This is a genomic window from Acinetobacter ursingii DSM 16037 = CIP 107286 (assembly GCF_000368825.1).
In the GTDB taxonomy this organism is placed as follows: Bacteria; Pseudomonadota; Gammaproteobacteria; order Pseudomonadales; family Moraxellaceae; genus Acinetobacter; species Acinetobacter ursingii.
The window spans coordinates 298,613-321,597 of the sequence record NZ_KB849715.1 but is presented as its reverse complement, the minus strand read 5'-3'; the positions used below and the strand labels follow the sequence as shown (position 1 = coordinate 321,597).

Sequence of the window (22,985 nt, the reverse complement as noted above, 5' to 3'; positions counted from 1 at the left end):
AACTAACATGGCTATTTCGTTTCAAGTACATCATATTTTATGAAGTCAGATTCTTAATTTTTATTTTTTATAATTAGATAGCTATTTGAGTAGCCACCAAAATTATTGACACACAAAACCATCTTTTGGACTGCCACCATTCTCCTAGACAAATATCGTCTATTCTTGGACTGCCACCATTCTCCTAGACAAATATCGTCTATTCTTGGACTGCCACCATTCTCCTAGACAAATATCGTCTATTCTTTTTGCATAGGAGAGAACCTTATGAGTGGACAACGATACACCCCAGAATTTAAAGATGAAGCTGTCAAATTGATTACTGAACGTGGATATTCTGTCACCGATGTTGCAGAACGTTTAGGTGTATCACAGCACAGCATTTATAAATGGCTAAAGGCAGTACAGCCTTTACATAATAACTCTGATGAACATGAACTGCTCGAAGCAAAGAAAGAAATTCTACGCCTTAAAAGTCAGCTCAAACAAACTGAAGAGGAACGGGATATCTTAAAAAAGGCCGCAAGGTACTTTGCAAGCCTGCCCGAGTAAAGTATCAATTTATCCTTGAATACAGCCATCAATTTAAGATTAAAACGATGTGTCGGGTTCTGAAGATTGCTCGTGCTGGCTATTACGCCTGGTTGCATGAACCTGAATCAGGCAGGACTATTGAAGATAAGCGCTTATTACAGCTCATCCGTTCTTCTTATGATGCCAGTTATGGTATCTACGGTTATCGTCGCATCACACTGGATCTTAAAGAGCTAGGTGAAAACTGTGGGCCTAATCGTGTGCTGAAGATCATGAAGAACAATGCCATTGCCGCTGTTCGAGGATATAAGAAGCATAAAAGCTATGGTCGTGGTCGTCCGCAGATTGTGCCACCTAACCATTTAAATCGAGAGTTTGTTGTAAACACACCTGATACCTCGTGGGTGACTGATATTACCTACATCCGCACTTGGCAAGGCTGGTTATATTTGGCTGTGGTTCTCGATTTATATTCAAGGAAAGTCATCGGTTGGTCAATGAAACCTACGCTTGCCAAGGATATCGTTTTAGATGCAATTCTTATGGCAGTATGGCGACGCAGACCCAATGAACCTGTGATCATACACTCAGACCAAGGCTCACAATACAGCAGCGGAGACTGGCAGAAATTCTGTCAGAAGCATAATTTGGTTCCAAGTATGAGCCGGAGGGGAAACTGTTGGGATAATGCTGTTGCTGAATCCTTTTTTAGCAGCTTAAAGAAGGAAAGAATTAAAAAGCGAATCTATAAAACACGAGAAATGGCTCGTGCAGATGTGTTTGATTATATCGAGATGTTTTACAATCGAATCAGGCGTCATTCGCATCTCGATGGGATGAGCCCAGAAGCATTTGAGGCAGCTTCAAAATGAAGCTGTCTCATGTCTAGGATACTGGGAGCAGTCCAGGTTACCCTGGAAGTAAAAATGATCCTAATATTAGTATTTCCAGTAAGATTGACCAAATTGAGACATTAGGTCATGAAAGTGCAATACGTTTTAAGATTAATAATGATGGTGAAGAGGAAATTAGAATTCCTGAGGGATTGAATGGACTAGGTTTCAGAAGGTTAATTTCTATTACTTTAACATTGATAGATTTTCGTGAAACTTGGTTACGCAAGAATAAATTAGATCAAGAGCCCATAGAGCCTTTACATTTAGTTCTTATTGAAGAACCAGAAGCTCATTTACATGCCCAAGTACAGCAAGTCTTTATAAAGAAAGCATATGAGACCTTGTGTCTAGGTCAACCTAGTCATTGTGGAACACAATTATTGGTAAGTACTCATTCAAGTTATTTAGCTCGAGAACTAGACTTTTCAAATCTGCGTTACTTTAAAAGGAAAAATAGTGATGCGATACCACATGCAGAAGTAGTAGATCTTTCTAGAACTTTTGATGAAAATTCATCACAGAATGAGAAGTTTGTAACTCGATATATTAGAACTACTCATTGCGATTTATTTTTTGCAAATGGGGTTATCTTAGTCGAAGGCGATGCTGAAAGGTTATTATTACCGCATTTCATTAAGAATCACTTTCCTAAACTTAATAGCAGTTATATCTCTATACTCTCAGTTGGGGGAGCGCATGCACATCGATTAAAAAATTTAATTGAAAAACTTGCCTTACCGTGTTTGATTATTACAGATCTAGATTCAGTTAGAATGGAAATTCAGACGGATGAAGATGGGAATATTAAAATGAATAATAATAATAATGCTGAAAAAGTAAAATATAAAAAGTGTGTACCTTTACCTAATGCAAATCAATTAACAAATAATGATACTTTAAAAACATGGTTTCCTATCAAGGAGAAAATTGATGATTTGTTAAGTTTAAAATATGAAGACAAAACTAATGGTAATATAAGGGTAAGTTATCAGACTCAAGTTTCTTTGAATTTTAATGATGAAAATAAAATAGTATTTCCTTACACATTTGAGGAGTCTATTTATTTTGAAAATAGAACTTGGATCAACACTATTTTTAAAAAAGATGTTGATAAAGATGATCCTCGTATAAAAGCGACTGGCGTTTTGTTAAAAATGATGAAAGCTGAAGGTTGTGAGGATTTTAATGATTTTAGACAGAGTATTTTTTCAGCCCTAGAAAGCAATAAAGTTGATATGGCTATGGATTTAATTTATGGTCTGGAGCCAAAGGATTTAAAAACACCAAGATATATTGATGAGGGGTTAACTTGGCTAGAAAATAAAATATTAGGTATTGACGATTTAGCGCAAGGAGAAGCTAATGAAGTCTGTTAATTCTTTAGTTTTAGAAGATTTAATATTTGATTATGTATCTTCATCTCCTCCACAAAGTTTCATTCTATATGCAGGTGCAGGTGCTGGAAAAACCCATACATTACATCAGGTATTAAATAAAATAAAGGAAGATATTCTTTTATCTCTTGGTAGAGAAAATAAAAAACTTGCTGTTATAACATATACAAATGCTGCCTGTGATGAAATTAAAGAGCGGGTAAATTTTGATAATAATTTTTTTGTCAGTACAATACATAGCTTTGCTTGGAGTTTAATATCACCCTTTACAAAGGAGATTAAAGATATTATTAAAGAGAATTTGAAGGAAATTATTAATGAAGAGGAAAAGGCATTAAAAAAATCTAGAGATTTAAATAATAAAACCAGTATCGGTAGACAAGAGAGAATTAGGAAGTCTTTAAAAAGATTGTCTTCATTAGAATCAACTAGATGCTTTAATTACAATCCAAATTATTCAAATGTTGAAGAAAGTTCATTAGAACACTCAGAAGTTATAGACATCTTTTCAAAATTATTAGTAGAAAAGAAGTCATTTAGAAAAATTTTGGTGAATAAATTTCCTATTCTATTTTTAGATGAAGCTCAAGATACCTATGAAAAAGTTATTGATGCATTAGTCCAAACGCAAATTGAATTTCATAGTCAGTTTGTAATAGGGTTATTTGGTGATAATATGCAGCGAATTTTTACTAATAATAAGAAAGATTTAAGTAAGTTTATTCCTGAAAATTGGAAACGCCCAGAAAAGATTGAGAACTGGAGATGTCCGAAAAGAGTAGTGACATTAATTAATAAAGTAAGATTCGATGCCGATAAATTTCAACAAGAATCTAAAGTTAATCATAATGGATTTGCTCGCTGTTTAATTGTTGATACAAATAAGCCGAATTTAGATAAATTGTTAGTTGAAGATGAAATATGCAAAACAATGAGAGAAATAACCAATGATGATAAATGGAATATAAGGTCTGAGATAAAAACCTTAATTTTAGAGCATCACATGGCTGCAACTCGTTCTGGATTTCATAAGTTCTATAAACCATTATATGATTCGGCATTACGAAGTAAATTGAGTGCCGCTGATACTCAGTCTTTAAGATTTTTAGTGGGTACTTTTTGTGAATTTATTAACTCTGTAAAATCTAAAAATAACTTTAATATCATAAGGATATTGAGGAGTAGTTCAGATATTTTTCTTGATTTCTCTACTGTGGAAGATCAGTTGAGTTATTTGAAAAATATAAGAGATAAAAAAAATGAGTTGTTTGATCTCTTGATGGATAGTAGTAACTCTATAAAGATTATTCTCAATTATATTTATCAGACTAACCTTTTGAACATTCCACCATTATTAATACAGGCATTAATTTTAGATAATTATGCTGTAGATGCAGACAGTAGCTCCTCCGAACTTATTGCGTATAGTCAAGCCTTAGATGCAAAAATAGATCAACTATTTAAATATGCATCTTATATAGATGGAAGTTCGGCATTCGATACTCATCAAGGAGTTAAAGGATTGCAGTTTGAGAGGGTCATGGCGATATTAGATGATGATGAAGCTGGAGGTTTTTTATTTAACTATGATAAATTTTTAGGTATTAAAAGTTTAAGTGATAGTGATAAAAAGAACGAAGCTCAAGGAGAGGATAATGCATTGTCTCGCACTCGTAGACTTTTCTATGTAATTTGTAGTAGAGCTGAGAAGAGTTTAGCTGTGGTTTGCTATACGAAAAACTCTGAGCTTTTAAAGGGTAAATTAATTGAAAAAGAATGGTTCGATGAAAGTGAAATACATTTAATTTAAATAAATAAAAAATCCGACTAAACGTCGGATTTTTTATTTCAGTGTCATTACATGTGTCGCGTAATGTCGTTACATGTGTCGTAAATGTCAACTCATGTGTCGCGTGACGGCGGAGATTTTAACTTACCAGCTCAACGCCCCACCAGTCTGATAATCTGTCACACGAGTCTCGAAGAAATTCTTCTCTTTACGCAAATCCATCATTTCAGACATCCATTGGAATGGATTATTTACACCTGGATACTGTTCAGGTAAACCAAGCTGAGCCAAACGACGGTTACAGATGAATTTTAAATATTCTTCCATCATCGCTGCATTCATGCCTAATACACCACGTGGCATCGTGTCACGCGCATATTCGATTTCAAGCAAGGTACCTTCAAGAATCATTTGAATGACTTCTTGTTGGAACTCGGCTGTCCACAAATGCGGATTCTCGATCTTGATTTGGTTAATCATATCGATACCAAAGTTCACATGCATGGATTCATCACGCAAAATGTACTGGAACTGTTCAGAAACACCGTTCATTTTATTACGACGACCCATACTCAAAATTTGACTAAAGCCGCAGTAGAAGAAAATTCCCTCAAGTACACAATAAAATGCAATCAGATTACGTAATAATTGCTGATCAGTTTCAGGTGTGCCTGTTTCAAATTTTGGATCACTCAAAGATTGCGTATATTTCAAGCCCCAAGCTGCTTTACGCGCCACACTTGGAATCTCATGATACATGTTGAAGATTTCGCCTTCATCCATACCCAAAGATTCAATACAATATTGATAGGCATGCGTATGAATCGCTTCTTCAAATGCCTGACGTAAAATGTACTGACGACATTCAGGATTGGTAATTAAACGATAAATCGCCAGAACCAAGTTATTGGCAACTAAAGAATCCGCAGTCGAGAAAAAGCCAAGATTACGTTTAATAATAATACGTTCATCTTCAGTCAAACCATTTTCAGACTTCCATAATGCAATATCATGGTTCATGTTGACTTCTTGCGGCATCCAGTGGTTGGCACACCCATCCAGATATTTTTGCCACGCCCATTCGTACTTAAATGGCACTAACTGGTTTAAGTCCGCACGACAGTTGATCATGGCTTTATCATCAACTTGTACGCGATTTGCACCCGTTTCAAGCTCTTCCAGACCCACTGTAATATCCAGATTTTTTAAGGATTCAGATGCTCGAGCCACCGAATCGGTTGAATCTGTTGATCGGCTGGTAGCGGTTCCAGCGGGTTGTACATTTGCCACACGCGGCGATGATGGCTCTGCATCAGATACCAGCGGCGCAGTTGGCGCTTTTTGCGGTTCGACGGGCGCAGACTTGTGTTCAGGTGCAGCCGGTTTTTGCGAATCATCTTCGAAATCGTCCCAACTCAGGATAGACATAATCAAATTCTCTCTTCGTTGTTAATATCTTTATCGACACCTTTCTACGAAGATGCCATTACTATACGCTTATTATGTGTAAGCAAAATTAAGTTTTGTCGATAGATGTTCTAAAATTATTCAATAGAACCTATATCCCCACTACTTATTTTGATTACGCTGTTGATTACGAATCTTAAAAAAAGCGTAAACCATAGGCGCGTAAAAGAATAAAAAGGCAAAAATCAGTACAGCTAGACCTAATGTGTAGTTATGACTGAGATGTAACATGATCTTTACCTTTTATTGTGCAAGGAAATATTGTTCTGATATTTCCTTGCGTGTTCGTCATTACTGACAAGCTTCACAGTCTGGATTGTCGATTGAACAAGCCATTGGCACTGGTGCCGCCGTCGTGAAACCATCTTCTGCTGTCACTTCAGGCTTTACTTCCTGAGCCACTGCTGCAACAGGGGCTGTAACCGTAGTTGCTTTAACTGCATTTAATGCGCCAGTATTGATGGTGGATTTCTCAGCCGAGGTTGCACCTAAAGCTCGGAGGTAATACGTAGTTTTTAGACCACGTAACCATGCCATTTTATAAGTGATATCCAGTTTCTTACCGTTGGCACCTGCAATATACAGGTTCAGCGACTGTGCCTGATCGATCCATTTTTGACGACGTGAGGCAGCATCCACAATCCAGCGTGGCTCAACTTCAAATGCAGTGGCAAAGATCGCTTTCAGTTCTTCTGGAATACGTGAAATCTTTTGTACTGAACCTTCAAAATGTTTCAGATCATTGACCATCACGCTATCCCAAAGACCACGATCTTTCAATGCGCGAACAAGGTAAGGGTTGATCACGGTGAATTCACCAGAAAGGTTAGATTTCACATACAGGTTTTGGAATGTCGGCTCAATCGATTGAGACACGCCACAAATGTTAGAAATCGTTGCAGTTGGTGCAATCGCCATAACATTTGAGTTGCGCATACCATCTTTTTGCACTTTGGTACGTAAAGTATCCCAGTCCAAACGTTGAGTACGATCCACTTCAAACATACGTTCAGGGCGTGTTTTACCAACAAGGTCTAAAGAGTCGATTGGTAAAATACCTTGATCCCAGAGTGAACCTTTAAAGGTTGAGTAAACACCACGTTCAAGCGCAAGATCACTTGAAGTTTGAATGGCGTAGTAACTAATGACTTCCATCGACTCATCAGCAAAATTAACTGCTTCATCAGAGCCATACGCCAGATTCATTTCGTATAAAGCATCTTGGAAGCCCATGATACCCATGCCAACAGGGCGATGTTTCAGGTTCGAATTTTTGGCTTGTGGTACAGCATAGTAGTTAATGTCGATGACGTTATCGAGCATACGCACGGCTGTTTTGATGGTACGTGCCAATTTTTCACGGTCTAAAGCGCCGCCTTGTACGTGTTGTACAAGGTTGATCGAACCTAAGTTACAGACTGCAATTTCATCCTGATTAGTATTCAGGGTAATTTCAGTACATAGGTTTGATGAGTGAACCACACCTACATGTTGCTGTGGCGAACGCAAGTTACACACGTCTTTAAATGTAATCCACGGATGACCTGTTTCAAACAGCATTGACAGCATTTTACGCCATAAGTCCTGAGCGCGAACTTTCTTGTAAAGGAAGTTTTGCTCTTTAGCAATCGCTTCATAATGCGCATAGCGTTCAGCAAACGCTTGACCTGTTAGATCATGCAAATCTGGAACTTCGGAAGGAGTGAACAATGTCCATTCACCATCTTCAAACACACGTTGCATAAAGAGGTCAGGAACCCAATTGGCGGTGTTCATGTCGTGGGTACGACGACGATCATCCCCTGTGTTTTTACGTAATTCCAAAAACTCTTCGATATCTAGATGCCATGTTTCAAGATACGCACACACCGCACCTTTACGCTTACCACCCTGATTTACGGCAACCGCAGTATCATTGGCGACTTTAAGGAAAGGAACAACACCTTGTGATTTACCATTGGTGCCTTTGATGTAAGAGTTCAGGGCACGTACAGGTGTCCAGTCGTTACCTAAACCGCCTGCCCATTTTGATAACATTGCGTTGTCACGCATGGCTCCATAAATGTTGTAGAGGTCATCACCAATGGTGGTTAAATAACAGCTAGATAATTGCGGACGCAATGTGCCTGAGTTAAATAGGGTAGGCGTCGATGCCATGTAGTCGAAGCTAGACAACAAGTCATAAAACTCGATGGCACGTTCTTCACGATTGGCTTCATTAATGGACAGCCCCATGGAAACACGCATAAAGAACAATTGTGGAAGTTCGTAGCGAATGCCATCTGAGTGAATAAAGTAACGGTCGTATAGTGTTTGTAAACCTAAATAAGTAAACTGATTTGATCGCTCTGGTTTGATTGCTGCTGCAAGTTTGGCAAGATCAAAGTTTAATAATTCTGGGTCGAGTAACTCAAGTTCAACCCCTTTTTTCAGGAAGATTTCAAGCGCATCACTTTCAAGCGTATCTTCAGGTAAACCTAAAAATTCAAGACCTTTGGCAACCAGTTCATTACGCAATAAACGCGCAGTGACATATGTATAATTTGGCTCATGTTCAATGCGGGTACGTGTTGCCATCATCATTGTCGTGGCAATATCGCTCGCTTTCACGCCGTTATATAAGTTTTTAACTGTTTCATCGACAATCGCTTGAACATCAATCCCTTCCAGACCTTCAGCCGCTTTCTCAACTTCTGCTGATAGCGCATCGAGATCTAATGGCTGGAGCTGACCATTAGCATCCGTAATCTGTAAAGTCGGGTGATGATTTGCACCGGCCTGTTGACGGGCATTAGCGCGTTGTTCACGATAGATGACATAGGCACGCGCAACTTTTTGTTCGCCTGTACGCATCAAGGCCAGTTCAACCTGATCCTGAATTTCTTCAATGTGAATCGTACCGCCAGAAGGTAAGCGACGATTGAAAGTATTCATGACCATTTCTGTAAGTTGAGTAATACGGTCGTGAATACGGCTTGAATCTGCACCTTGTTGTCCTTCGACCGCCAGAAATGCTTTACCAATCGCAACGGAAATTTTCTCTGCATCAAATACAGCAACTTCCCCAGTGCGTTTAATCACCTGAAGTTGGCCAGGAGTTGAAGTGATTACGCTCATGTCAGCATAGCTCCATTGTCATCTATAGTTATGTTCATTGGACCGTTTCAATCGGGCAAAAAGGTGGCTCGATATTTGAGGAATAAACACAAGACTTAGTGGTTAGTGTTTGTTTTAAACACAAGATACGGGAATTTTAATCTGATATCAATCTTGACATTTTATTAATTTTTTATTCATTCATTATCTGTCTGATTCTGCGATGCATAGCTTAGCAAAGTCCTAAAAAATTACGTATAGATAACTATGTGGATAACTCAAAAAACAGACATTTACAGGCTTAAAAAGCGGCTATAGAAATAATTTGTTTAATATTTATACGTACTATTTAGCGAATTAAGATAAGTGGTAATTTTTAAACCAAAATAATAAAATCACTGAAAATTCAACAGCTAATAAAATTGCAACAAAATACAACTGGCGTGTATCAGTTTGGTGAACAAGGACTTGTTTACAATGTAAACGTGTGTATATTGCTTTCTATGAAGCATGTCTATCTGTCGGATTTTAAACAGATACACTTAAATATATAAATAGGGGCATTGTATGAGCCAGGAAGAAAAGTTACCTAAGATTCTGATTGTTGAAGATGATGAGCGTCTTGCACGTCTAACACAGGAATATCTGATTCGTAATGGACTAGAGGTTGGGGTTGAAACAGATGGTAATCGTGCAATTCGTCGTATTATCAGTGAACAGCCTGATCTTGTCGTACTCGATGTGATGTTACCTGGTGCAGATGGTTTAACCGTTTGTCGAGAAGTGCGTCCTCATTACCATTCTCCGATCTTGATGTTAACTGCGCGTACTGAAGATATGGATCAGGTTTTGGGTCTGGAAATGGGCGCAGATGATTATGTGGCTAAACCAGTACAGCCTCGTGTATTATTGGCGCGCATCCGTGCTTTGTTACGTCGTACTGATAAAACGGTTGAAGATGAAGTGGCGCAGCGCATCGAATTTGATGATTTGGTCATCGATAATGGTGGACGCTCAGTGACCTTGAATGGTGATCTAGTTGATTTCACCAGTGCGGAATATGACTTACTCTGGCTATTGGCTTCAAATGCAGGCCGTATCCTGTCTCGTGAAGATATTTTTGAGCGTCTGCGTGGGATTGAATACGATGGACAGGATCGTTCGATTGATGTGCGTATTTCACGCATTCGTCCAAAAATTGGCGATGATCCAGAGAACCCGAAACGTATCAAAACTGTGCGTAGCAAAGGCTATTTATTTGTAAAAGAAACCAATGGTATATGAAACATCCATTGTTAGTAAAAATCTCCCAATAAGGTTGATCGAGTGTTTAAACACAGTATCTTCTTACGCATTTATGCTGGTTTGGTGGTCTTGGTTATGTTGGTGGCTTTATTTGGCTACTTGCTGGTTCAGATCATCAATTACCAACGTGCTCAGGAATATCGTGAATCCCTGACGGATGGTATTTCTTTTGTCATCAGTGAAGGTGTTGCTCGACAGCCGGGAGAACAACAAAAACTGGACTGGATTTCAGATGCCTCTGATTTACTTGAACTGCCAATTTATTATGTGGCGTCAAATAAAATTGAGCTTTCCAGAACAGAAAAGAAACGTATTGAAGAACAAAAATCAGTTGTTCGTTATGATGCTGAAAATAGCATTGCTTACGTCATTATTGGTTTGCCCGAAGACAATCAACATTTCCTCTATGTCAAAGTAGATAAAATTGGTGAGCGCCAAATGAAAGCGCTTCCCATCTTTATTTTGGACTACTTGATTTATTATCCAGGTCAGGAAAAAGAATACATTAATCGTATTCAAAAGCATTTTTCTTATCCAATCACCATTCAGGATGTTAAAGATATCCAACTGGATTCTGAGCAAATTGGTCGTTTGCGTCAGGATCAAAGTGTGATGTTGTATAAAGACAGCGCAACGGTACGCGGAACCACGATCTCCATTGTTTCTCCGATGCCGAATAATCCGACTGAGGTTTTGGTTTTAGGTCCAGTGCCTATGTTTAACTGGATGCCATTTCAGTTATCGGCAGGAATTACCCTATTTAGCTTATTTCTGTTGAGTTTAGGGGTTTATGGACTGATCTTACCGCTAGAGAGAAAAATCAGACAGGTACGATTCGCTCTAAATCGCATGAAGTCTGGCGATTTATCTTTGCGAGTGCCTATTGATGGTAGTGATGAGATGGCCAATCTGGCATCGAGCTATAACAATATGTCAGATCATATCCAGCGTTTGATTGAAGCGCAGCGCGAATTGATGCGCGCAGTTTCGCATGAGCTACGAACGCCTGTGGCACGCGTCCGTTTCGGGATGGAAATGCTGGCTGAAGAAGATGATTACAATTATCGGATTCAGCAAATGGAAATGATTGATAAAGATATTGAGGCCTTAAATACCTTAATTGATGAGATCATGACTTATGCCAAGTTAGAGCAGGGGACACCTTCGCTGGATTTTGAGGAAATTGCTCTGATTGATGTGTTGGATCAGGTCGCCGTTGAAACCGAGGCGCTAAAAACTCAAAAAGAAATTGAGCTGATACCCCCGCCGAATTATGTGATAGCAGATGCAGAACGTCGTTATTTGCATCGTGTCGTACAAAATCTGGTGGGTAATGCAGTACGTCATTGTGATCATAAAGTTCGCTTGAGTGGTGGTATCCGCGCAGATGGAAATGCTTTTGTCTGTGTAGAGGATGATGGTTCTGGTATTCCTGAAGAAGATCGGAAACGTATCTTTGAAGCTTTTGCCCGTCTGGATGATAGTCGTACACGGGCTTCAGGTGGCTATGGTTTAGGGTTATCTATTGTGAGTCGGATTGCGTACTGGTTTGGTGGAACCATTAGTGTGGATGAAAGTCCTGATTTGGGTGGTGCGCGTTTTATTATGCTTTGGCCAGCAAAACGCTTTAATCAAAAGCTTAAACAAAAAAATCTGTCAAAACAAAAAGAAAGCACTCATTAGAGTGCTTTCTTTTTGTCTGATTTGAATCAGTTTATTCTTGTAAGGTCGCATCTGGTGCAATTAGGGCTTTGCCTGCGCGTAAACTGGTTAAAGCATCTTGATCAAAATCGATTAAGAGAAAGTTATTTTCTGCATCGATTTTATAACCACTAATAATTTTTTGATCACCATTGATGGTTTCAATACGATATTCATCCGTAATGTTAAGAATACCTTCTAGATTGGTTGTGGTTGATGCGAGATCCTGACGAAACAGGTCATAAATATCACGTAAATCAAAAATTGCATTGTCTGCATCGGGATGCTTTTGCACATATTCTTGAATATGTCGAATGAGCAATTGAGCATAAAGAAAATAGTTTGGCTTATGTGTATAGTGCAGACTCATTGATTTTACTCCTTATTCTTTGTTTTTAGCATACACATTGGCTCAAGGTTGATGTGTATAAAGTTAATTAAAGCATGTAACTGAATTGCAAAGATTTATAGATCTAATTTTATATATTTTCCTCATTTAGAAATTCTGCTTGTTTAATCAGTTTTATTTCAATCCTAATTTGAATTGAAGTAAAAAATACCACTCGAGTTCAGCATGATCTACTTCTCAAAATAGCATGCTCTTTTGAACTTGAGATAGTCTTTTAGAGCTTTAATTTTCAGCAAAATCACCGTTTAATGTAGGCTGATTTTAAGCCAAGTTTGAGGTTGAGGGTATTTCTTGAGAAAATAGCAAAATAATTCAAAAAAATACATGATAAGTGATGGTTAAAGGTGTAATCATGATTTAGGACAAAATTGTCCGAAATATTGGTTAAAATGTAAGAAAATGAAAAAAATAATCATAATATGAGAATTGATTTGATAAACCGATAAATACCAGTGGATTTAGCGTTCAAGCCCTATATTTTCTAAAATTGTCCAAAAAATCATCCTAAAGACTAAGGTACTTCACCTAGCAACAGAAATTAGAAATCAGGTACAATTGGCGGGATTAATTTTATGTTTGGTGTATTTGAAGGCCAATACATACATTCTTTGTTAAATAATAGGCCTGCCAGGAGTTATCCCCGCATGAGTGCCATTACTCCATACGAATGGGCAACTATTGCCTTCGTGATCGGTGTTACATTTCTGTGCGTTTTTATGCTTACCGTTCCCTTGCTCCTAGGGGGTAAATCGTGGGGGCGCGCGAAGCAAGAGCAATTTGAATCAGGTGTTGTGAGCGCAGGTGGGGCACGTATCCGCTTGTCTGCAAAATTTTATTTGGTCGCGATTTTCTTCGTTGTTTTTGACCTTGAAGCACTCTACTTATACGCATGGGCAACCTCTGTCCGTGAAGTGGGTTGGCTTGGTTTTACGACTGTTGTAATTTTTGTTGTCGATTTATTGATTGCTTTGGTTTATGCATTTGCTGTAGGTGCATTGAACTGGGCACCAGCAGATCGTCGTAAATCAGCAGGAATTAAGGCCAAAGTGGGTTCTGCACAGATGAATATTGCTGATATTACCCGCTTCAATTCTATTGAGGAGTTGGTGATGGACCCTACAGGTCACATTCCAGCTCAATCCTCAGGTCGTATGAAGTCTATTTCAGCGACTCAAACCTCATCTGAACAGGAGTAACTCGGGATGAAATATACATTAACCCGTGCGAATCCGAGTGCTGATCAATATCCTTTGCAAGAACGCCAAATTGTCACTGATCCGCTTGAAGAAGAAGTCAATAAAAATGTCTTCATGACCCGTCTGGAAGATGTGATGCATAATGTGGTCAACTGGGGGCGTAAAAACTCAGTCTGGCCATTTAACTTTGGGACTTCATGCTGTTACGTTGAGTATGCAACCACCTTAACAGGTGTCCATGATTTATCACGTTTTGGTGCCGAGGTTATTCGTGCTTCACCGCGTCAAGCTGACTTGATGATTGTTGCTGGAACCTGTTTTGTCAAAATGGCGCCCGTTATTCAACGTCTTTATGAGCAAATGCTTGAGCCAAAATGGGTCATTTCCATGGGAGCTTGTGCAAATTCAGGCGGTATGTACGACATTTATTCGGTTGTACAGGGCGTCGATAAAATTATTCCTGTTGACGTGTACGTCCCAGGTTGCCCGCCTCGTCCTGAAGCATTGATTCAAGCATTAATGCTACTCCAAGACCAAATTCAATTAGAGCGCCGTCCACTTTCTGCCGTAATCGGTGATGATCTTAAGCCAGTGTATAAGCCAAAGATGATGCCAGAACGCGATCGCAAAAATGCTGAGCGTATTGCGGTGAAAAACCTACGCTCTATGGATGAAATTAAATAATTATTCATGATGAAGTTTTGATATATCGACTGGATATGTTTCATCAGAAAAATTGACTGAATTTGTATTAAATAGGAAGCCAAGCCAATGGCTGAAACTGACATTGCTATGCCAGAATCGACTCCAGTTGATTCACGCCCAGCATTTGCAATTGTAGAGGAACTCCAAACCAAGTTTGGTGAAAACTTCTACGTGCAACCGACTTGTGAAGAGTTTCCGACTGTCTGGGTTGAGCGCGCACGCGTACAAGATGTACTGATGTTTTTGCGTAAAGTAGAACGTCCTTATGTGATGTTGTTTGACTTATCGGCGGTGGATGAGCGTTTACGTACCCACCGTGATGGTTTACCTGCATCTGATTTCACGGTGTTCTATCACTTATTATCATTAGAACGTAATAGTGATATTCGTATCAAAGTGGCGCTGAACGAGAATGATATTAACATTCCAACAGCCACCAATATTTGGCCAAATGCCAACTGGTACGAACGTGAAGCTTACGATATGTTTGGGATCAATTTCGAAGGGCATCCGATGCTACGTCGAATTTTGTTACCAACTTATTGGGAAGGGCATCCACTGCGTAAAGAATATTCTGCACGTGCGACCGAATATACCCCGTATATGCAGAACAAAGCCAAGCAGGATTTTGAACAGGAACATTTACGTTTTGTCCCAGAAGATTGGGGATTAAAACGTGGAAATGCCGATGAGGATTTCATGTTCCTGAACTTGGGTCCTAACCATCCATCTGCACATGGTGCGTTCCGTGTGGTGTTACAGTTAGATGGTGAAGAAGTCAAAGACTGTGTGCCTGATATCGGTTATCACCATCGTGGTGTGGAAAAGATGGCTGAGCGTCAAACTTGGCACTCGTTCATTCCCTATACCGACCGTGTGGACTACTTGGGCGGTTGTGCGCAAAACATGCCTTATGTCATGGGCGTTGAGCAGCTTGCGGGTATTAAAGTGCCTGAACGTGCGCAATGTATCCGTGTCATGATGTCGGAATTGTTCCGTATCAACAACCACTTGTTATATATCGGTACGGCGATTCAGGATGCGGGTGGTATGACCCCAGTATTCTATATGTTTGCCGATCGTCAAAAAATCTATGACGCGATTGAAGCGATCACAGGTTTCCGTATGCATCCTGCGTGGTTCCGTATCGGTGGAACAGCACATGACCTTCCAAACAACTGGCAAAAACTGATTCGTGACATTCTCGAATGGATGCCAAAGCGTTTGAAGGAATATCATACTGCTGCACTTAAAAACTCAGTATTTGAAGGTCGTACCCGTAATGTTGCTCAATATGATGCAAAATCTGCATTGGCTTGGGGAATAACAGGCACTGGTTTACGCGCCACAGGTATTGACTTTGATGTGCGTAAATATCGTCCATACAGTGGTTATGAAAATTACGATTTTGAAGTACCACTTGAGTATGAAGGCGATGCCTATGCTCGTGTCATGGTGCATTATCGCGAAATCGAAGAATCGCTCAAAATCGTGAAACAATGTCTGGATAATATGCCATCTGGTCCGTATAAAGCGGATCATCCTCTGGCAGTTCCACCACCGAAAGATAAAACCCTGCAAGATATTGAAACTCTGATTACGCACTTCTTAAGTGTGTCATGGGGGCCTGTCATGCCAGCGGGTGAAGCATCTGTGATGGCGGAAGTGGTGAAAGGTGCGTCTAACTATTATTTGACGTCTGATAAATCAACCATGAGTTATCGTACTCGTATTCGTACACCGACCTTTACCCATCTACAGCAAATTCCATCTGTGATTAACGGTAGTCTGGTTTCAGACTTGATCATTTATCTGGCAACCATTGATGTGGTTATGGCCGACGTGGATCGCTAAGGGGTACGCATTATGATGATTTTGACTGATAAAAAGCCACGTGTGAATGTTGAAGGGATTTTGACTGCGGATGAAATCCACGAAATAGAACATCACATTGATCACTATCCGTATCCACGTGCGGCATCATTGGATGCACTGAAGTGCGTACAACGCCGTAATGGCTGGGTAGATGATGCACAGATGAATGCAATCGCGCAGTTATTAACGATTAGCGTTGCAGATTTGGAAGGTGTGGCGACATTTTATAACCGTATTTATCGCCAACCTGTGGGTCGTCACGTAATTTTATTGTGTGACTCGATTGCCTGCTTCTTGATGGGTGCTGAAACTTTGGCTGAAGCGTTCCAACGTGAGCTGGGTATTCAGTATGGTCAAACCACGCAAGATGGCCGTTTTACCTTATTACCCATTTGCTGTTTAGGTAATTGTGATAAAGGCCCAACACTTATGATTGATGAAGATACCCATGGTTTGGTAGATGTATCTTCGGTCAAACAGTTATTGGAGAAGTATGTATGAATACTGAACCAAAACCGATTTATGGCGAAGGTAATCCAGAAACTCATCCACTGACTTGGCGTTTGAGTAAACAGGAACATGTCCGCAATGCCGATGATTACGAAGCTTTAGAGGGTTATCAAGGCTTTAAGAAAGCCATTGAAATGAAACCTGCGGAAGTTTTGGAAGTCATTAAAGCAGCAACGGTCAAAGGCCGTGGTGGTGCAGGTTTCCCAGCAGGGATTAAATGGTCGCTCATGGCACCGAATGATGGTGGTCCACGCTATCTCATCTGTAATGCCGATGAAATGGAACCCGGTACATTCAAAGACCGTTTGTTGATGGAACGTCTTCCGCACCAATTGATTGAAGGCATGTTGATCGCTGCTTATACCTTAGAGGCAACGCAGGGTTATATCTTTATTCGTGGTGAATATATTGAAGCGGCTCAATACTTAAATGAAGCTTTGGAACAAGTTCGTGCCAAAGGTTATTTGGGTGACAATATTCTGGATACAGGCTGGAATTTTGAGCTGTTTGTGCATACAGGTGCTGGCCGTTATATCTGTGGTGAAGAAACTGCATTGATTAACTCGCTAGAAGGTCGTCGTGCTAATCCACGGACTAAACCGCCATTCCCGCAAGTTGCAGGAGCATGGGGGCGTCCAACCATCGTCAATAACGTCGAAACTTATAACAACTTACCCGCGATCATGTTACGTGGTCCTGAGTGGTATATCGGTTTGTCTGCGGGTAAATCCAAAGATCCAGGTACTAAAATTTATGGTGCCTCAGGTAAAGTTAAATTCCCAGGACTTTGGGAGTTGCCATTTGGTACGACTGCGCGTGAAGTGATTGAAGACTACGCGGGTGGTATGCGTGATGGTCTGAAACTTAAAGCATGGTTACCGGGTGGTGCATCCACTGACTTTTTAGCAGCTGAGCATATTGATCTTCCGATGGATTCTGAAAGCATCATGAAAGCAGGTTCGCGTTTAGGTACGTGCTTGTTGATGGTGGTGGATGAAACCCAATGTATGGTTTCTGCGGTACGTAACCTTGAAGAGTTCTTTGCGCGTGAATCATGTGGCTGGTGTACACCATGCCGTGATGGTTTACCTTGGGCGGTCAAAGCACTGAAAGCACTTGAAAATGGTGAAGGCAAGATGGAAGACATCGAGCATTTGTCTGAACTCACCAAAAAGTTGTGGATCGGTAAGACCTTCTGTGCCCACGCACCGGGTGCGATGGAGCCGCTTATGGGCGCACTCAAATATTTCCGTAGCGAGTTTGAAGCAAAAGTGACCAATCGTCCTGTTGCCCAAGCCAGTCACGTAGAACAAGTTTAAGGAATTCGACTATGGCTACAATTCATGTCGATGGAAAATCATATGAAGTCAATGGGTCAGAAAACCTGCTACAAGCATGTTTGTCCCTAGGCATCGACATTCCATATTTTTGTTGGCATCCATCCTTAGGTTCTGTGGGTTCATGTCGTCAATGTGCGGTGACTCAGTATGCAAATGCTGACGATACCCGTGGACGTTTAGTGATGTCATGTATGACACCCGCGGCTGACAATACGTTTATTTCAATCGAAGATAAAGAAGCGGTTGATTTTCGTGAGTCAGTGGTTGAATTTTTAATGACCAACCACCCGCACGACTGTCCAGTTTGTGAAGAAGGTGGTCACTGTCATTTACAAGATATGACCGTAATGACAGGTCATGACCGTCGTCGCTATCGCTTTACCAAACGTACGCACTATAACCAAGAGTTGGGTTCATTTATTGCACATGAAATGAACCGTTGTATCGCGTGTTATCGTTGTGTGCGTTACTACAAAGACTACGCAGGCGGGACTGACTTTGGTGTCTATGCCAATGCATCGCGTGTGTACTTTGGTCGTCCAGAGTCTGGCACTTTGGAGTCTGAATTTTCAGGTAACCTGACAGAAGTTTGTCCAACAGGTGTATTTACCGATAAAACTCACTCTGAACGTTATAACCGTAAATGGGATATGCAGTATGCACCAAGCGTGTGTCAGGGCTGTTCTTCAGGTTGTAACATTTCTCCGGGTGAGCGTTATGGTGAATTGCGCCGTGTAGAAAACCGTTTTAACGGTGAGGTCAATCAGTACTTCCTCTGCGATAAAGGTCGCTTTGGTACGGGTTATGTGAACCGTGCAGATCGTCCGCGTCAGCCACAGTTCCGTGTCGGTGAAGCGGTCAGTTCAGTTTCAGTTGATCAGGCACTGGATGAAGTCATTGTAAAACTTCAAGGTAAAAAAGTACTGGGAATCGGTTCTCCACGTGCCAGCCTTGAATCGAACTATGCATTACGTGAGCTAGTCGGACAGGAAAACTACTCAACAGGCCTGTCGCAAAAAGAGCAAAATCTGGTTGAACTTGCGGCTTCAATCATGCAAACCGAGGGTGTTTACAACCCGAATATGCGTGAAGTCGAAAGCTATGATGCAGTACTGATTTTAGGTGAAGACCTCACTCAAACTGCACCGCGTATGGCATTATCCGTTCGTCAAGCAGCGAAAAATAAAGCCAAACAAATGGCGGCGGATCGTCGTACTCCAGACTGGTTAGCAGAACCTGTACAACGTATTGGTCAGGATGAGAAATCTCCGATTTATATTTTGGCAGCGACTCAAACTCGCTTAGCGGATGTCGCAACAGGTGAAGTAGTTGCATCACCAAACGACATCGCGCGTCTTGGTTTTGCAATTGCGGCAGCTGTGAAAGGTGAAACCCTGAATGGTCTAGATGATGATGCCAAAGCCTTTGCTCAAAGTATTGCTGACAGCTTAAAAGCTGCGAAAAAACCTTTGGTGATTTCGGGTACAAGCTTACAAGATCCAGCGATTATGGAAGCGGCTGCGCAAGTCGCACAAAATCTAGGCAATGCTGGTCTTACACTGACTGTGCCTGAAGTGAACTCAATGGGTCTGGCATTGTTTGGTGGTCAAAGCTTAGAACAAGCCTTTGCACAAGATTATGACACTGTCGTGATCGTGGAAAATGACTTATTCCGTCGTTTACCTGCACCTCAAGTCAAAGCTGCTCTTGCCAAAGCGCAAACCGTAATTGTGTTGGATCACAGTGAAACTGAGACTGTGAAACAGGCCGATATCGTGCTTTCAGCGGCAAGTTTTGCTGAGGGTGATGGTACAGTGGTGAGTCAGGAAGGTCGTGCGCAACGTTTCTACCAAGTTTATGATCCAAGCTATTACAAGCCAGAGTATGCGATCAAAGAATCATGGCGTTGGTTACATGCTATTGAAACAGGACTCAACGGTAAAGTGATTAACTGGACTTTACTGGATGATGTGATTGAATCTGTGGTGAAAAATGTTCCTGTGCTTGAAGCGATTCAGGACGTTGCACCAGATGCAGGCTACCGTGTTCATGGTTTAAAAATTGCGCGTGAACCGCGTCGTTATTCAGGTCGTACCGCACTTCGTGCACCAATTTCTGTACATGAACCAAAACAACCTGTGGATGTCGATTCAGCTTTAACTTTCTCGATGGAAGGTTATGTGGGTCCACAAAAAGCATCATCATTGGTTCCATTTGCATGGGCACCGGGTTGGAACTCGCCACAATCTTGGAATAAATACCAAGATGAAGTCGGTGGTCACTTGAAAGGTGGCGACTCAGGTATTCGTTTATTTGATCGTTTACCAAAACGTCCTGCACGTAGCTTTGTTGCACCAGCAGCGATTACGGTCAATCCTGAAAGTTTCCGTCTGGTTCCAATGCATCACATTTTTGCATCGGGTGAATTTACCATTAAGACACCTGCCATGCAGTCTCGTATTCCTGAAGCCACTTTTGCTTTGGGTGAACAAGATGCAACTCGTTTGAATCTCAAAGATGGTGAACGTATTTCATTACAAGCGGGTGAAACCACAGTGAGCTTACCTGTTCAGGTGATTGAATATTTACCAACGGGTTATATCGGTTATCCAATTGGTTTGGCACCGACGGTGTCTTTGGCTGAACCTGTATCAGTCGCGGTAGGAGTGTAATTCATGCAACAAGAAATTATGCGTCAAACACCGCTTTGGGCTGAGAACTGGCCAATTGCTTATGCTGTGGTTCAAGCGATTGTGATTATGCTGGTAGTGGTTGTGATTGCAGCTTTAATGTCATTTATTGAACGTCGTCTTTTGGCACTCTGGCAAGACCGTTATGGTCCTAATCGTGTAGGGCCAGGCGGTATGTTTCAGATCGTGGCAGATATGCTGAAGATCATGTTCAAGGAAGACTGGACACCAAAGTTTGCCGATAAATTGACCTTTCGTATGGCACCAGCAGTGGCAATGGCAACTGCGGTACTGTCATTTATGGTGATTCCAATCAGTCCGACGCTTGGCGTTGCGGACATGAGTATTGGTCTATTGTTCTTTATGGCAATGGCGGGTATTGCAGTTTATGCCGTGCTGTTTGGTGGTTGGTCATCAAACAACAAATACTCGTTACTGGGTGGTTTACGTTCTGCGGCTCAAACCATTTCTTATGAAGTGTTTTTGGGTATTTCCCTGATGGGCGTTGTTGCCATCGCAGGTTCATTTAACCTGCGTGAAATTGTGGAAGCGCAACGCGATGTTTGGTTTATCATTCCGCAGTTTATTGGCTTTATGGTATTTGTGATCGCGGGTGTTGCGGTCACGCATCGTCATCCATTTGACCAACCAGAAGCTGAACAAGAATTGGCTGAAGGTTATCACGTTGAATATGGTGGTATGAAGTGGGGCATGTTCTTCGTTGCAGAATATGTGAATATCGTACTGATTTCTGCCTTGATCGTGACCTTATTCTTTGGTGGTTGGCTTGCGCCATTTAACCTTGAAATTCCGTTTGTTCCGCCTGTGTTCTGGTTCATTATTAAAACAGCGTTTTTTATGATGATGTTTATTTTGGCTCGTGGTTCTTTAATGCGTCCGCGTTATGACCAAGTCATGAATTTTGGTTGGAAAATTTGTTTGCCGCTGGCGTTAGTCAACTTACTCGTGACTGGTGCTGTGATTCTGATGAATCAGGCCTAAGACAGCAGGGAGTACAAAATGTATAAAGTTCTAGCTGGAGTTGGGTCAATCGTTCGTACCTTGTGGATGGTATTTACCCACATTACGCGTAAACGAGACACAATTCTTTATCCTGAAGTCCCAGCAGAGGAAATTGTACCGCCTCGCTATCGTGGCCGTATTATTCTGACTCGTGATCCAGACGGTGAAGAGCGCTGCGTGGCATGTAACTTGTGTGCAGTGGCTTGTCCAGTCGGCTGTATTTCACTGCAAAAAGCAGAAAAAGAAGACGGACGCTGGTATCCAGAATTTTTCCGTATCAACTTCTCTCGTTGTATTTTCTGTGGCATGTGTGAAGAGGCGTGTCCAACGACCGCGATTCAGCTTACTCCTGACTTTGAGTTAGGTGAGTACGTGCGTCAGGACTTGGTTTATGAAAAAGAAAATCTATTGATTTCTGGTCCAGGTAAATATCCTGACTATAACTTCTACCGTGTTGCGGGTATGGCAATTGATGGTAAAGGTAAAGGTCAAGCGCAAAAAGAAAGTGCACCTATCGATGTACGGAGTTTATTACCATGATGTGGCCATTTTATTTGATGGCTCTCGTGGCCATTGTCTCTACGATTCGTGTGGTGACCAATGCGAATCCTGTACATGCTTTACTCAGTCTGATTGTTTCATTACTTGCAGTAGCGGGTATCTTCATGATCGTGGGTGCGCCATTTGCTGGTGCGCTTGAAGTGATTGTTTATGCTGGTGCAATTATGGTTCTGTTCGTCTTTGTGGTGATGATGCTGAATTTAGGTCAGCATACTGTGGAACAAGAACGTAAGTGGTTGAGCTCTGAAACATGGGCAGTTCCAGCACTGATGAGCTTTCTGCTCGGTTTGACTTTGGTCTGGATGTTATCAAGTGATTACACGGTACCGGGACAAGTCATGGGTCGTGAAGTGATCGGTCCAAAAGCAGTCGGTCAAGCTTTGTTTACTCATTATTTATTATTGGTTGAAGTTGCCGCGATGTTATTGCTTGCAGCATTAGTTGCAGCATTCCACTTAGGTAAACGTGAACCAAGTGCAGAAGGGGAACTATAA

The 22,985-nt window shown here is 41.1% G+C and carries 18 protein-coding genes; 14 read left to right on the top strand and 4 right to left on the bottom strand.

Annotated features, from left to right (window positions below; all coding sequences use genetic code 11):
* Positions 1-267: 267 nt before the first annotated feature.
* The 3 genes from F944_RS04540 (at position 268) to F944_RS04530 (ending at position 4,634) form a co-directional block, all read left to right on the top strand.
* Positions 268-1,406 (top strand): IS3 family transposase gene (locus F944_RS04540; RefSeq protein ID WP_104794622.1). Its coding sequence is split into 2 segments (ribosomal slippage): positions 268-526 and positions 526-1,406, totalling 1,140 coding nucleotides; the frame shifts between segments, so codons are not numbered across the junction.
* Between the two features lie 65 nt (positions 1,407-1,471).
* Positions 1,472-2,806: an ATP-dependent nuclease gene (locus F944_RS04535; RefSeq protein ID WP_227546664.1), complete on the top strand. Its 1,335-nt coding sequence runs from the start codon at positions 1,472-1,474 to the stop codon at positions 2,804-2,806.
* Positions 2,793-4,634, top strand: coding sequence for a UvrD-helicase domain-containing protein (locus F944_RS04530; RefSeq protein WP_004987421.1), 1,842 nt, complete (start codon positions 2,793-2,795; stop codon positions 4,632-4,634). The genes F944_RS04535 and F944_RS04530 overlap by 14 nt, the downstream gene beginning before the upstream one ends.
* 123 nt (positions 4,635-4,757) lie before the next feature.
* Here F944_RS04530 and F944_RS04525 read toward each other — a convergent pair whose 3' ends face one another.
* The 3 genes from F944_RS04525 to F944_RS04520 form a co-directional block, all read right to left on the bottom strand.
* Entirely contained in the window at positions 4,758-6,041 is a 1,284-nt protein-coding gene (locus tag F944_RS04525) for a ribonucleotide-diphosphate reductase subunit beta (protein ID WP_004987419.1), read from the bottom strand.
* A 141-nt stretch (positions 6,042-6,182) separates the two neighbouring features.
* Positions 6,183-6,314 carry a preprotein translocase subunit YajC gene (locus F944_RS16700; RefSeq protein WP_171063255.1) on the bottom strand — a complete coding sequence of 44 codons (132 nt, stop codon included), beginning with the start codon at positions 6,312-6,314 and terminating at the stop codon, positions 6,183-6,185.
* A 57-nt stretch (positions 6,315-6,371) separates the two neighbouring features.
* Positions 6,372-9,197: a ribonucleoside-diphosphate reductase subunit alpha gene (locus F944_RS04520; protein WP_004987414.1), complete on the bottom strand. Its 2,826-nt coding sequence runs from the start codon at positions 9,195-9,197 to the stop codon at positions 6,372-6,374.
* 546 nt (positions 9,198-9,743) lie between these two features.
* Between F944_RS04520 and bfmR the strand changes: the two genes are divergently transcribed.
* Positions 9,744-10,460 (top strand): response regulator transcription factor BfmR, encoded by a 717-nt coding sequence (gene bfmR / locus F944_RS04515; RefSeq protein WP_004987412.1) that lies wholly within the window; start codon positions 9,744-9,746, stop codon positions 10,458-10,460.
* A 42-nt stretch (positions 10,461-10,502) separates the two neighbouring features.
* Positions 10,503-12,164 (top strand): sensor histidine kinase BfmS, encoded by a 1,662-nt coding sequence (gene bfmS / locus F944_RS04510; RefSeq protein WP_004987410.1) that lies wholly within the window; start codon positions 10,503-10,505, stop codon positions 12,162-12,164.
* Positions 12,165-12,195: 31 nt separating this feature from the next.
* Here bfmS and F944_RS04505 read toward each other — a convergent pair whose 3' ends face one another.
* On the bottom strand, positions 12,196-12,552 hold the full coding sequence (locus tag F944_RS04505; RefSeq protein ID WP_004987409.1) for a hypothetical protein: 357 nt from the start codon (positions 12,550-12,552) through the stop codon (positions 12,196-12,198).
* A gap of 683 nt (positions 12,553-13,235) precedes the next feature.
* On the opposite strand from F944_RS04505, the gene ndhC reads away from it, so the two are divergent.
* From ndhC to nuoJ, 9 genes are all read left to right on the top strand, one after another.
* Positions 13,236-13,787, top strand: coding sequence for an NADH-quinone oxidoreductase subunit A (gene ndhC / locus F944_RS04500; RefSeq protein ID WP_004987406.1), 552 nt, complete (start codon positions 13,236-13,238; stop codon positions 13,785-13,787).
* A gap of 6 nt (positions 13,788-13,793) precedes the next feature.
* Positions 13,794-14,471 carry a NuoB/complex I 20 kDa subunit family protein gene (locus tag F944_RS04495; RefSeq protein ID WP_004987404.1) on the top strand — a complete coding sequence of 226 codons (678 nt, stop codon included), beginning with the start codon at positions 13,794-13,796 and terminating at the stop codon, positions 14,469-14,471.
* Between the two features lie 87 nt (positions 14,472-14,558).
* Positions 14,559-16,346, top strand: a complete 1,788-nt coding sequence (nuoC, locus tag F944_RS04490; protein ID WP_004987402.1) for an NADH-quinone oxidoreductase subunit C/D — start codon at positions 14,559-14,561, stop codon at positions 16,344-16,346.
* A 12-nt stretch (positions 16,347-16,358) separates the two neighbouring features.
* The gene (nuoE, locus tag F944_RS04485) at positions 16,359-16,868 is read left to right on the top strand and encodes an NADH-quinone oxidoreductase subunit NuoE (protein WP_004987397.1); all 510 of its coding nucleotides are present in this window, start codon (positions 16,359-16,361) and stop codon (positions 16,866-16,868) included.
* A complete protein-coding gene (gene nuoF, locus F944_RS04480) occupies positions 16,865-18,196 on the top strand; it encodes an NADH-quinone oxidoreductase subunit NuoF (protein WP_004987395.1) in 1,332 nt (443 codons plus the stop codon). The genes nuoE and nuoF overlap by 4 nt, the downstream gene beginning before the upstream one ends.
* Positions 18,197-18,207: 11 nt before the next feature.
* Positions 18,208-20,889: an NADH-quinone oxidoreductase subunit NuoG gene (gene nuoG / locus F944_RS04475; RefSeq protein ID WP_004987393.1), complete on the top strand. Its 2,682-nt coding sequence runs from the start codon at positions 18,208-18,210 to the stop codon at positions 20,887-20,889.
* A gap of 3 nt (positions 20,890-20,892) precedes the next feature.
* Entirely contained in the window at positions 20,893-21,909 is a 1,017-nt protein-coding gene (nuoH, locus tag F944_RS04470; RefSeq protein WP_004987391.1) for an NADH-quinone oxidoreductase subunit NuoH, read from the top strand.
* A gap of 18 nt (positions 21,910-21,927) precedes the next feature.
* Positions 21,928-22,470, top strand: coding sequence for an NADH-quinone oxidoreductase subunit NuoI (gene nuoI / locus F944_RS04465; RefSeq protein WP_004987388.1), 543 nt, complete (start codon positions 21,928-21,930; stop codon positions 22,468-22,470).
* Positions 22,470-22,985 (top strand): NADH-quinone oxidoreductase subunit J, encoded by a 516-nt coding sequence (gene nuoJ / locus F944_RS04460; RefSeq protein ID WP_171063253.1) that lies wholly within the window; start codon positions 22,470-22,472, stop codon positions 22,983-22,985. Before nuoI ends, nuoJ begins: the two co-directional genes overlap by 1 nt.